This is a genomic window from Nitrosarchaeum koreense MY1, from assembly GCF_000220175.1.
In the GTDB taxonomy this organism is placed as follows: domain Archaea; phylum Thermoproteota; class Nitrososphaeria; order Nitrososphaerales; family Nitrosopumilaceae; genus Nitrosarchaeum; species Nitrosarchaeum koreense.
This window is the reverse complement of sequence record NZ_AFPU01000001.1, coordinates 1,594,863-1,607,695: the sequence shown is the minus strand read 5'-3', so window position 1 is coordinate 1,607,695 and position 12,833 is coordinate 1,594,863. Positions and strand designations below refer to the sequence as shown.

Sequence of the window (12,833 nt, the reverse complement as noted above, 5' to 3'; positions counted from 1 at the left end):
TAGTGACTCTGCTAGGGATACTGATGCTGTCTTTGTAACTGTGTCATCAAGTGATAGTGACTCTGCAAGGGAGACTGATGCTGTCTTTGTAACTGTGTCATCAAGTGACAGTGATTCTGCAAGAGAGACTGATGCTGTCTTTGTAACTGTGTCATCAAGTGACAGTGACTCTGAGAGAGAAAGAGTTAATTTTTTTGCAGTGATTATAGTACCATCATTAATAGATAGATTCTCTGTGAGAAATAGAGCAACAAATCTGTCATAATCAACTAATCCATCATTAAGGGATAAGTTCTCTGTGAGTTTAACTGGAGTGTTTTTGTTTATCTTATCAGTAAGACTGAGAGTTTCCAATAGTTCTAGCTGAATTTTGTTATTGATAATGAAATCAACCATAAATCTTTGATTTGCATGACCATCTTTGCCCCAAATTATTTCAAATGTGTCACCGCCTACATTAGACGATTTCATTGATACTTTAATACCAAAATGAGCTACCTGATGGAATTGTACCACTTAGGTCAGATAGATCAACATTACCTACAAGATTTTTGGATTCCATTAAATGAAACTGTGTCAATCTCAGATTATTTCTACACCTGTTGTTGGTGTTACTTCTACTAATGTAAAGTTGAGATTTCCAGTGAATCCGGTAAATGTTGCATTGATATCGTTTCCAATAGATTTACCAGTCACTAGTATGTCATTTGTAAATCCAGTGTTTTGCAGATAGAATGTAACTAGTGGATATGCATTTGAATCAGTGGGAGATAAAATTGTCTTGGCAGTATTATCACATGTTGTCTGTTCAGTGTTAAACTCAAATGTTTGATGTCCAGTAAACTCCCAAGTTCCACAGATAAAGTTCTCACCAAATAATGTGCCAGATGTCATTGGGAAGAATTGCGTATTATCAGAGAGAGACAGTGATTCTGCAAGGGAGACTGAAGCTGTCTTGGTTATGTTGTCATCAATAGATAGATTCTCTGTGAGCGATACTGTAGCAGCTTGGATAGTGTTTACAGTGTCATCAAGTGATAGTGATTCTGTGAGCGATATTGAAGTTTTTTCTATTAATGTTGTCTTGTAGTGAAAGGTTTTCTGTGAGTGATGAGAAAAATAGTACAGGCACTCTAAAAATGAATTCTCATCTGCACATGATCAATAGCATCATCATCGTTACCACCTCCAGTCATAGCAAATGTTAGTCTAGCACCAAAATCAGGATCAGTAACAGTTGATACAGTTAATCCATCAAAACCATGAAGCGATGTTGAGCCACCAAAGATATGAACTGTTCCAGGTGTGGAATTAAAAATAACATGGGATGTTGTGTTTCCACTTGAATGCAAGTTTCCAAGATCATTATATAGAGTTACATCTGTAACTCCGCCAGCTGGTGCACCATCATTTAAGAATCCTTCAATTTTTAAATTCAATTCCTTCAATGTAAGCATCAGATGGAATTTGTAAACCACCACCAGTGCCAGTTGTAAAGCCAAAATTCTTTAGTACAAGTATTTGATTATCTATACAAGCAGCATTTGAGCCATCATCAGCTGTTACAAGAGTAGGATTTGAACATGTACTACCAGTAGTTGATGAAGGAAATGCATATGCAGTAATATATTGAGATGCAAAACCTGCATCTATTGTTCCATCATTAAATGATAAAGATTCAGTTAAAGAGATCACACTAGGCAAAGCATTTACGGAATCAACAAGAGATAGGGATTCACTTAAAGAAATTCCATTAAATATGTTAGTAAATACTGTTCCATCATTAATCGTAAATGATTCTTTTAATGTGACTTTGTATGCTGCTTTGTCTGTTCTAAAGTCCATGTTTTGTGCAACAAATGATGTTCTGTTGCTAATTGTTAATGCAACATCGTTAGCAGTGTCACTAGTTTTTGTAATTTTTGAGCTTTAGAGTATCGCCGGATTTGAGATCAACATAGCAGCTAGACTCTGCAGCGCTTTCTAGGACGTCATTTCCACCTTGAGCACCTCTTGCATATCCAGATCCAATACAGACTTTCTTTGGTACATCATTGACTAGAATTTCGGATGCAAATTCAAATCTATTATCAACTGCTGCCCTTTCTACAAATGTTGTATATGCAACGTGATAAAGACCATCAGTGTTGATAGTAATGGTATCACTTACTGGCGTAAATGTAAAGTCGCTATCTACTAGATCTGCAGTGTCCCAGAATTGGTTGATATTGGAAAATTCAGCACCAACATCAAGATCATCTCCACCTTCTGCGTCATGTACAATTAATGCTTGAACATCACTGGTGCCCAAAAAATTCTATGTCAAAGTGCATAGCACCGCCATTAACAGTTCTATCAGATGTTGGATTTTGATCAGTATCAATTAAGACAAGTTTGATAGTATCTTGTGCATTTTAGATTCAAGATAGTTGATGCTGCTAGTGCTGCAAAAGTACCACCTGTGGTGGTTCTAAGATATGCAGAACTCCATCCGCTAGTAGCGTTGGTAAATGAACCGCCTTCTGGCTGTATTTGGATTGCACCGCCAGTACCTGTTCTTTGATTAGTACTAGTGTTATGCTCTACGCTGTATGAAACTCTGTACAGTCCATCAAATAGAACTTTGACATCTGATGAGCCAGACTGGTGTTCAAATGGTGTGTCTTTTCTGTCCTCAGTGTCCCATGTAAGGTCAAGTGTTCCACCTTCAGTAGAAAGTGTGTCTCCGCCTGTTGCTTCGTGCAAGATTATTACATTTTGGATTTGTTATTTGCTGTATTTGGAACCAGCTTGATGCTGCATTTAGTTGCGGATTCATGCCAGTTGCTGTTGATGTCCTTCTTGCAGCAATGCTTACAGTATCACCCTCAGAAAGATCCAGCAGACACTCTGCTTTTAGGGCTACATCAAAGGAGCTTGATGCACCTCTAGCATATCCAGAATCATAACATGAACCTGAATTGCCACCGTTTACATTCACATGTGAAAATTGCAGTATATCTGTCTGTACCTGTTGTAGTTATTGAAAGACCATAAGATACCCTGTAAACACCGTCAGCTGGAACGATGATGTCTTTGGTTCCAACTGTATGTTCAAATCCATTTGTTCTGTTTTGTACATTCCATAAAAATGTCAACATCAGAAGTGCTATCAATGTCTACACCTACCTCAGCAGTGTCTGCACCACTAAGGAAAACAAGTTTTTGTAGTATATTTATCAGAGTTGACTGTTCCATCATTAATTAATAATGATTCTTCTAGTAATGCTTTACTAACTAAATTTCTTGCAATAACATCATCATTAAGCGATAGCGATTCATCCAAAAATACATTAAATTCGCCACCAGCTCCAATAATCGTTATAGTAATAATATCATTAAGTGATAGTGATTCTTCTAATAATGCAAATGAATCTCTATCTACAGCAACTGTTCCATCATTAATCGTAAATGATTCTTTTAATGTGACTTTGTATGCTGCTTTGTCTGTTCTAAAGTCCATGTTTTTGTGCAACAAAGGATGTTCTGTTGCTAATTGTTAATGCAACATTTGTTACTTGTGTCACTGGTCTTTGTGATTCTTAGCTTTAAAGTATCGCCTGACTTGAGATCAACATAGCAGCTAGACTCTGCAGCGCTTTCTAGGACATCATTTCCACCTTGAGCACCTCTTGCATATCCAGATCCAATACAGTACTTTCTTTGGTACATCATTAACTAGAATTTCGGATGCAAAATTCAAATCTATTGGCAACTGCTGCTCTTTCTACAAAATGTTGTATATGCAACGTGATAAAGACCATCAGTGTTGATAGTAATGGTATCACTTACTGGCGTAAAATGTAAAGTCGCTATCTACTAGATCTGCAGTGTCCCAGAATTGGTTGATATTGGAAAAATTCAGCACCAACATCAAGATCATCTCCACCTTCTGCGTCATGTACAATTAATGCTTGAACGTTCGCTGGTGCCCAAAAATTCTATGTCAAAGTGCATAGCACCGCCATCAGCAGTTCTAGTAGACCCAATTAGATTGATCAGTATCAATTAAGACAAGTTTGATGGTATCTTTTGAATTTTAGATTCAAGATAGTAGATGCTGCCAGTGCTGCTTCATCTATTCCGCTAGCCATTCGAAGATATGCAGAACTCCATCCGCTAGTAGCGTTTGTAAATGAACCGCCTTCTGGTTGTATTTGGATTGCACCGCCAGTACCTGTTCTAATACTGCCAGAGGCACTATGCTTTACGCTGTATGAAACTCTGTACAGTCCATCAAAGAGAACTTTGACATCTGATGAGCCAGACTGGTGTTCAAATGGTGTGTCTTTTCTGTCCTCAGTGTCCCATGTAAGGTCAAGTGTTCCACCTTCAGTAGAAAGTGTGTCTCCGCCTGTTGCTTCGTGCAAGATTATTACATTTGGATTTGTTATTTGCTGTATTTGGAACCAGCTTGATGCTGCGTTTAATTGCGGATTCATGCCAGTTGCTGTTGATGTTCTTCTTGCGGCAATGCTTACAGTGTCACCCTCAGAAAGATCCAGTAGACATTCTGCTTTTACAGTTGAATCAAAGGAGCTTGATGTACCTCGGTTAAAGCCAGAATCATAACATGAACCTGAATTACTATCATTAACGTTTACGTGTGAAATTGCAGTGTATCTGTCTGTACCTGTTGTCGTTATTGAAAGACCATAAGATACTCTGTAAACACCGTCAGCTGGAACGATGATATCTTTGGTTCCAACTGTATGTTCAAATCCATTTGTTCTGTTTTGTACATTCCATAAAATGTCAACATCAGAAGTGCTATCAATGTCTACACCTACCTCAGCAGTGTCTGCACCGCTAAGGAAAACAAGTTTTGTAGTATATTTATCAGAGTTGACTGTTCCGTCATTAATTAATAATGATTCTTCTAGTAATGCTTTACTAACTAAATTTCTTGCAATAACATCATCATTAAGCGATAGTGATTCATCCAAAAATACATTAAATTCACCAGAAGCTCCAATAATCGTTATAGCAATAACATCATTAAGTGATAGTGATTCTTCTAATAATGCAAATGAGACTCTATCTGCAGTTACTGTTCCATCGTTGATTGGTAAAGTTTCTTTTAGTGTGACTTTGTACGCAGCTTTCTCTGTTCTAAAGTCCATGTTTTGTGCAACAAAGGATGTTCTGTTGCTAATTGTTAATGCAACATTGTTACTTGTGTCACTGGTCTTTGTGATTCTTAGCTTTAAAGTATCGCCTGACTTGAGATCAACATAGCAGCTAGACTCTGCAGCGCTTTCTAGGACATCATTTCCACCTTGAGCACCTCGTGCAAAGCCAGATCCAATACAGACTTTCTTTGGTACATCATTAACTAGAATTTCGGATGCAAATTCAAATCTATTGGCAACTGCTGCCCTTTCTACAAATGTTGTATATGCAACGTGATAAAGACCATCAGTGTTGATAGTAATGGTATCACTTACTGGCGTAAATGTAAAGTCGCTATCTACTAGATCTGCAGTGTCCCAGAATTGGTTGACGTTAGAAAACTCTGTGCCAACATCAAGATCATCTCCACCTTCTGCGTCATGTACAATTAATGCTTGAACGTCGCTGGTGCCCAAAAATTCTATGTCAAAGTGCATAGCACCGCCATCAGCAGTTCTAGTAGACCCAATAGATTGATCAGTATCAATTAAGACAAGTTTGATGGTATCTTTTGAATTTTAGATTCAAGATAGTAGATGCTGCCAGTGCTGCTTCATCTATTCCGCTAGCCATTCGAAGATATGCAGAACTCCATCCGCTAGTAGCGTTTGTAAATGAACCGCCTTCTGGTTGTATTTGGATTGCACCGCCAGTACCTGTTCTAATACTGCCAGAGGCACTATGCTTTACGCTGTATGAAACTCTGTACAGTCCATCAAAGAGAACTTTGACATCTGATGAGCCAGACTGGTGTTCAAATGGTGTGTCTTTTCTGTCCTCAGTGTCCCATGTAAGGTCAAGTGTTCCACCTTCAGTAGAAAGTGTGTCTCCGCCTGTTGCTTCGTGCAAGATTATTACATTTGGATTTGTTATTTGCTGTATTTGGAACCAGCTTGATGCTGCATTTAGTTGCGGATTCATGCCAGTAACGGTAGATTCTCTTCTTGCAGCAATGCTTACAGTATCACCCTGAGAAAGATCCAGTAGACATTCTGCTTTTAGGGCTACATCAAATGAGCTATCTGCACCTCTAGCATATCCAGAGTCATAACATGAACCTGAATTGCCACCGTTTACATTCACATGTGAAATTGCTTCGTATCTGTTTGCACCTGTTGTAGTTATTGAAAGACCATAAGATACCCTGTAAACACCGTCAGCTGGAACGATGATGTCTTTGGTTCCAACTGTATGTTCAAATCCGTTGGTCTTGTTTTGTACATTCCATAAAATGTCAACATCAGAAGTGCTATCAATGTCTACACCTACCTCAGCAGTGTCTGCACCGCTAAGGAAAACAAGCTTTGTTCTAGATTTATCATAGCTAATTGCTCCATCATTTAGCGATAGTGATTCAGTGAAAGAGACGGTACGAGTGCGAGATGCAATGACAGAATCGGCAATACCCAGAGATTCTGTTTTACTGATACTATAGAGTAGAACGTGTGGAATATCAATATAGCTTGCAGTGGATGCTTCAGTTGATCCAGAAGATGGCAGTGTTGTTCCGCCAAAATAAAAGGTTAATGTATCAACATTAGATCGTGCAGTAGTTGCATGAGACCATATTTCAGTAACAAGAACATCTCCTTCTTGTGCAGTAACTGAACTTCCAGAGAAAGTTATTACTTTTCCGTGTTTTGTACTTGCTACATTATTACCAAATTCTGTTGAAAGTGCAGTATCTGAATCATAGACATATCCTACTGTAGAATTGGTGCTAGGTCTCCATACATATACGGATAATGCAAAGAATGCATTGGCACCTGCGTTAGCTTCTGCAGCATTAACACCTATTCTCCAGGTTCCAGCACCTATTGTTTGTGCAGCAAGAGGATATGAGGAGAATCTTGCAATGTAACTATCTGTGTGTCCTGTGGATGTACCATCTCCAATAGTAATTGTTTGTTGAGTAGTTCCAATTTTAGATTGTAATGAACGAGTCTCAGTAGTACCAGAGTTGAGATTTGATGTTCCAACTGGTAATGCTGTAGATTTCTCACCGGCAGTTGGAGTAACTGGTGCTGTTACATCTCTGAAATACAAACGAGTGCCACCATTTTGGAATGTTAATCCTACAGGAGCAGAAAGATAGCTTGCAGTGGATGCTTCAGTTGATCCATTAGTTGGTTCTGTTGTTCCATCATAATAAAATGTGATAAGATCATTGTTAGATCTCTGAGTGTTCTGATGAACCCAGACTTCCAATACAAGAATATCACCCGCTTGTGCAGTAACTGAACTTCCAGAGAAAGTTCCTACTTTTCCAGACTTGGAAGTACCTCCTTCTGCTCCAACTACAGTATGAGAATCGTAAACATATCCTACTACAGAGTTGTTACTTGGTCTCCAGACATAAACAGATAATTCATATTCTGCATTAGCACCAACATTTGCTTCAATTGCATTATATCCAAACGTCCAAGTTCCAGCATCTATTGTTTGTGCATCAAGCGGTAATGAAGAAAATCGTGACATGTAACTATCTCTATGTGTAGTAGTTGACCCATCAAAGTAAGTAGATGTGGTTTCTGAAGTACCGATATCAGGCAATAATGATCGTGTCTCAAAGGCACCTCCATTTGACACTCCGGCAACCACAGGTAATACTGCAGATTTCTCGCCTGCAGTTGGAGTTGGAGATGCAAGTACATTTCTAAGATACAGTTTTGTAAATGAAGGGGCCGGATCTGCAGCTACAAACCATGGTCTTGCTTCAACAAACTTGTCTGAATTAATCTCAAGTGATCCAAGTGAGTAGAGTTGTGGAAATACTAGCGGAATAGAATATGAATATTCCACATATGTCTTGTTTTCTATTAGATTCTTTGTCCATGTCAGGATCTTTGTATCTCCTATTGTTTGTATATCAGCATCAGTAACAACATCAAATACTGCAGGTATTTTCTCTTTGAGTTCTAATGTATCAGCGTCAGTAAATGATTCAACATCAATTCTGACATCAAATAAGTTAGGATTTATTGTTGGATCTATCTTGCTTTGCGCTGTTCGAATAATGTCAAATTCATAGTATTCTTGTGCATCAAATGTTGTACTAAAGTTAGTATTGATTCCAGATGTAGTTGCATGAATATCTACTTTGTATGTGCCATTTACAGATGTAATATACTGAGCATCATAAAGACCACATTCTTCATTTGGCACTATACCATTACTATCCAAGTAATCAATTATTCCAGATGGTGATGTTACATTCATTGAGAGATTTGCATTACAAACAGGATGACCTTCAGAATCCAATACAACAATTACAAAGTCTGCAGTATCACCAGGTTTGTAGATGCTCTTTTTGGTGTTAAGTGAAACCAGACCCCATGCGAATTCATTTTCTGTCTCATGTCTCTGACCATCTACAGTAAAGATAGTTTTGATTTTGTATATTCCTGGTTTGTTGTTGCTATCAATTGAGAGCTTGAGGTTGAATTTTCCTTCCATTACTTTCTCGTATTTTGTTACAGTATTGACTAGGTTACCCTGAGGATCGTAAATTTCCGTAACAATTGTATTTCTAGAGTCCTTCCATTCACCTGTCTGAATAGGTTCAATTCCAGCAGTCTCTTCTATTGTATCTATGATTTCATCTAATCTTTGAGCACTGTCATCAAGATTGTTCTTTTCAAGATTCTTTACTACTGATTTGATTTGTTTTGTTACAATCTTTAATTGTTCTTTAATCTCTTTGAGTTGTTCTTTATCAAGATCATTATTGCGAGATAGTTCTTTTACTTTATCTTTTAAATCTTTAACCTGTATTTTTACTTCGTTAATATCTAATTTAGCAATATCGTTATCACCTAATTTTGCAGCTTCAGCTATTTGTATTGAAAATAGATTTTCAATGTTTGAAATAATGTCAGTTATTGTTGAGTTATTATTGGTTTCAGGGGTTGTTACATCAATTTCATTTTCAATGTCTTTAAGACTTTGCTCAAGTTCGTTGGCAATTAGATCTGTAGCGTTTTCTATTTTTTGTTTTTCATCTACAAGCATTACATCAGAATTATAAAACTCAAATTCAAATTCAACTTCTTCTGTAATTAGATAGCTTTCTTTGACAGATGTTAGTTTTGGAATAATTTCCAAATTTATTTCAGTCGTATTATCTTGATTTATAATTATAGCATTAATTGGTAAAATTTCTGAAAGTTCAATTACATTATCACCATTTAGTGTCGTTGAGATTATATCGGTAAGTGATAATAAATCAGAAATTTCAATTGTTGAATTGTTATTAATGATTGAATTTGCTGGAATTATTATGGCGACGACAACATCTGAAAACGTCATGATTTCAATTGTTGAATTGTTTGAATCGCCTGCTGGACCATTTACTTTGTATGTTACATAATCTGCAAATGAAATGGATTGAATATCTAATGGAACAGTAGAATCAATATCAAGTGGAAGGATATAGATTGATTTAGTTGAATTGTTTAAGAATACTGCAACTTCATCTGTAAATGACAATAAATCAGACTTGAATGGGATTTCATTATTAGTTAAAGGTGTAAGATATCCTGTGTAAATATCGTTAATTTGTGCCTGAGATAAGGCCTTTTTGTAGATTAAGACATCATCAATGACGCCTGAGAAATGATTTGACAAAGTAATTCTGCTTCTAAGTGTATTAAGATATGCACCAATTATCAAGTCAGATTCATTTACTGCAATTTCAGCTGGGATTGGAATGACATCACCTTCAGAGATTGAAAATGAATCCTCAAGTGTTGATTGTGCTTCCAGATTACCATTTACATAAAGTGAAATGTTTGTTCCGTTAATTACTGCAACAAGATTAGTCCAATCAGTAATTTGTGTTGTTCCAGTAATCTTTGTCCATTCAACACCATCAAATACTGCAAATGTTGCAACTTTTTGTGGTGCATAAACATTGTTTATTCCAAGAACAAATGAACTTTCCTTTGATACAACTGCAAATTCTGCAGAACCAGATGAATAATCTGGGTTAATCCATGTAGAGATTGTTAGTCTGTTAAGATCTTGGTTTAATGTTTCTTCTACTATTGGAATGTAACTTTCTGTAGTATTGAATGTAAACATTGAAGTTGCATTAGCATTGTCTACACTTGTTGCATTGATATTGATGTCTGTTGCATTAATGTTAATATTTGTTGTATCAATGTTAATGTTTGTAGAGTTTGTAATTATTTTTGGTGCAAGTATATCAATTGCAGTTACATCTTCCTCGATTATTTCTACTATTGTATTATTGTGTAATGATTGTATCATTGGTAATGTCTGCAAATAAATTTCTGCAATTTGTGCTGCACTAAGATACACACCAAAAATATTGATCTCTTTTATCTGTCCGTGGAATTGTTTTGTTACTTCATCTACTGATCTGTGATTCTCAAGTGATGCACCAACAATTACATCGGAAGTAGAATTTGCAGTCTCAATTGTTTTTATTTCTAGTTGGCCTTTTAGATTCATTGAGATGGTTTGTACAGTTGAAACATTAGACAGCGTACCGTTTGTGTAAATTGAGAGGGTTGTTCCATTAAAGGTGGCAGCAATATGAGACCAGTCATCGCCAATTTGGGAGGTAGATTCTATTGAGTGCCATTTTATACCATCAAATACTGCAAATTTGGCTATATGTGTAGGTGCCAAATTGTTGTTAATGGTCAAGGCAAATGACTTTTCTTTGGAAATTACCGTAAATTCGGCAGATCCGCCTACATAATCAGGGTTTACCCAGGCAGTAATGGAGAGATTTTGGATGTTATTTGTAGAATTTCCGCTATTTGAGAGGTAGCCATCCCCATCTAAAATGAGGCTAGAAGAGGTTTCCTGAATGTGGACATCACCTATGAATCTAGAGCCATTTACGACTTTGTCAAATTTCCAGGATTCAGTGGCATTAGGAATGACTACTGGAACTGTGATGTTGAGTATGCCTGTGCTGTTGAGTATGCCTGTGCTGTTGAGTATGCCTGTGCTGTTGAGTATGCCTGTGCTGTTGAGTATGCCTGTGCTGTTGAGTATGCCTGTGCTGTTGAGTATGCCTGTGCTGTTGAGTATGCCTGTGCTGTTGAGTATGCCTGTGCTGTTTGTGATTAAACTATTGTTTGATGTAGAATTAGTATCAGAAGTTGTAGCCTCAGCAACATTGTCTTCAGCTGGTGTAGAAGAAGATGAAGTGTCTGCTGAGGCAAGTTGTATTAGCGTAATTTGTAACATTAGATGAGGTTGTAGCCTCAGCAACATTGTCTTCAGCTGGTGTAGAAGAAGATGAAGTGTCTGCTGAGGCAGTTGTATTATCAGAAATTGTGTTATCAGAAGTTGTAGCCTCAGCAACATTGTCTTCAGCTGGTGTAGAAGAAGATGAAGTGTCTGCTGAGGCAGTTGTATTATCATTAATCTCGGCATAAGCCATTGGCCAATAAGATGATGAAATTGTATACGGAGTAATTACAATTGATGATAAGATAAGTAATGCAAAAACAAAAGATAACGGTTGACGAAGTTTTCTAATTTTAAATTCAAAATCTTCAAAATATAAAAATAAAAATACAACAAAAGGAACAAAAAGAATTAAAACAAATTGAGATTCAGTTTCAGAAAATGTTAAGTTAAAAAGATTTTCAAAATTAAAAGAAAAATTATTTTCATATTCAACAGATAGAGGATTATTTAATGTAGAAAATTTATCAAGTAAGTTATTTTGATCATGTAATTCTAAAAATGACTCAAAATTAAATATATTAAAAAGATTTTCTAAATTAAATGATTGTAATTGTATGTCAAATGGTTGTGAATTAAAATCATCATCTAAAAATAATTCCAACATTGAATTCTTTTTTCTATCCTTTAGTTTGTCAATTTGAGAAATTCTATCAACGTTTGTTTGTGGTTGTACTACAAACGGTTTCAAATAAATTTGATTTTCTACTAAAGATGATTTAATATCCAAGCTTTCAGAAAAAAATACAAATTTTGTAAAAGAATCTTGTCCATCAATAACATTGGCAGATTCAATTGATTTATCATCAGCTGGTTTGTTAGATTCAAGACCAATGTTTTCATCCAAAGAAACTGAAATAATTTTAGATTGTGTTGATGAAGATTCCGAATTCTGTGGAACTATATCGATATGATGATCAGCAAATCCAAATGGAATGCTTGAAGTGATCAAAAATGCAATTATGAAGAGAGATAAAATTGACTTCAATTAAAAAATCTCCCAACACAAAAAGTTGCAAAAATATCTTGGTGTAGAAATTGATTTGCAAAAATTTGGTGTAGACTGTTGTCTAGGGAATTGAAAAAATCAATAGTACTATCTATAGGATAGTCTAATGTATCCACCTCATCTTCTTCTACACCAAACAAAATTACTTTGGGAAAAACAATAAAGAGGCTGGAAGTGTGATACTAGAAACGATTCCAGTATGGAAATTGGATTAATTTCTAGTTCCTTTTTGGATCATGTATTTTATCCAATTTTTATCAGAAATAAAACATAAAATAATTCATATGAAATTTAAGATCTTAATTTTTTAAAATAATTCATAATAAAATTATTTGAGTAAATTTCATGTGTTTGATTTTCAGGTCATCATAATTTAAAAATTATT

General features: G+C 36.1%; 13 protein-coding genes. 1 reads left to right on the top strand and 12 read right to left on the bottom strand.

All coding sequences use genetic code 11. The features are described from left to right. The 6 genes from MY1_RS09350 to MY1_RS09325 all read right to left on the bottom strand — a co-directional run. Positions 1-471: hypothetical protein (locus MY1_RS09350; protein ID WP_048110215.1), on the bottom strand; the 471-nt coding region annotated here is incomplete at its 3' end. A gap of 111 nt (positions 472-582) precedes the next feature. Continuing rightward, a complete protein-coding gene (locus MY1_RS09345; RefSeq protein WP_007551784.1) occupies positions 583-894 on the bottom strand; it encodes a hypothetical protein in 312 nt (103 codons plus the stop codon). A gap of 239 nt (positions 895-1,133) precedes the next feature. Continuing rightward, on the bottom strand, positions 1,134-1,439 hold the full coding sequence (locus tag MY1_RS09340) for a hypothetical protein (protein WP_007551783.1): 306 nt from the start codon (positions 1,437-1,439) through the stop codon (positions 1,134-1,136). Further along, positions 1,423-1,845, bottom strand: coding sequence for a hypothetical protein (locus MY1_RS09335; protein WP_007551782.1), 423 nt, complete (start codon positions 1,843-1,845; stop codon positions 1,423-1,425). Before MY1_RS09335 ends, MY1_RS09340 begins: the two co-directional genes overlap by 17 nt. A gap of 61 nt (positions 1,846-1,906) precedes the next feature. Next, on the bottom strand, positions 1,907-2,311 hold the full coding sequence (locus MY1_RS09330) for a hypothetical protein (RefSeq protein ID WP_007551781.1): 405 nt from the start codon (positions 2,309-2,311) through the stop codon (positions 1,907-1,909). A gap of 68 nt (positions 2,312-2,379) precedes the next feature. Further along, positions 2,380-2,745 carry a hypothetical protein gene (locus tag MY1_RS09325; RefSeq protein WP_007551779.1) on the bottom strand — a complete coding sequence of 122 codons (366 nt, stop codon included), beginning with the start codon at positions 2,743-2,745 and terminating at the stop codon, positions 2,380-2,382. Positions 2,746-2,816: 71 nt separating this feature from the next. On the opposite strand from MY1_RS09325, the gene MY1_RS10135 reads away from it, so the two are divergent. Then, complete coding sequence (locus MY1_RS10135; protein WP_007551777.1) at positions 2,817-2,948, top strand: hypothetical protein; 132 nt, start codon at positions 2,817-2,819, stop codon at positions 2,946-2,948. Here the strand turns inward: MY1_RS10135 and MY1_RS09320 are convergent. The 6 genes from MY1_RS09320 to MY1_RS09985 all read right to left on the bottom strand — a co-directional run bounded on the left by MY1_RS09320 (position 2,943) and on the right by MY1_RS09985 (position 12,427). After that, entirely contained in the window at positions 2,943-3,155 is a 213-nt protein-coding gene (locus MY1_RS09320) for a hypothetical protein (RefSeq protein WP_048110213.1), read from the bottom strand. The genes MY1_RS10135 and MY1_RS09320 overlap by 6 nt on opposite strands. 32 nt (positions 3,156-3,187) lie before the next feature. Further along, a complete protein-coding gene (locus tag MY1_RS09315) occupies positions 3,188-3,514 on the bottom strand; it encodes a hypothetical protein (RefSeq protein ID WP_131255135.1) in 327 nt (108 codons plus the stop codon). 17 nt (positions 3,515-3,531) lie between these two features. Continuing rightward, positions 3,532-3,714, bottom strand: coding sequence for a hypothetical protein (locus MY1_RS09310; RefSeq protein ID WP_007551775.1), 183 nt, complete (start codon positions 3,712-3,714; stop codon positions 3,532-3,534). Between the two features lie 329 nt (positions 3,715-4,043). Further along, positions 4,044-5,648, bottom strand: coding sequence for a hypothetical protein (locus tag MY1_RS09305; RefSeq protein WP_007551774.1), 1,605 nt, complete (start codon positions 5,646-5,648; stop codon positions 4,044-4,046). Positions 5,649-5,694: 46 nt separating this feature from the next. After that, positions 5,695-11,436 carry a LamG-like jellyroll fold domain-containing protein gene (locus MY1_RS09300; protein WP_048110209.1) on the bottom strand — a complete coding sequence of 1,914 codons (5,742 nt, stop codon included), beginning with the start codon at positions 11,434-11,436 and terminating at the stop codon, positions 5,695-5,697. Beyond that, positions 11,372-12,427 carry a hypothetical protein gene (locus tag MY1_RS09985; RefSeq protein ID WP_007551772.1) on the bottom strand — a complete coding sequence of 352 codons (1,056 nt, stop codon included), beginning with the start codon at positions 12,425-12,427 and terminating at the stop codon, positions 11,372-11,374. Before MY1_RS09985 ends, MY1_RS09300 begins: the two co-directional genes overlap by 65 nt. Positions 12,428-12,833: the final 406 nt, after the last annotated feature.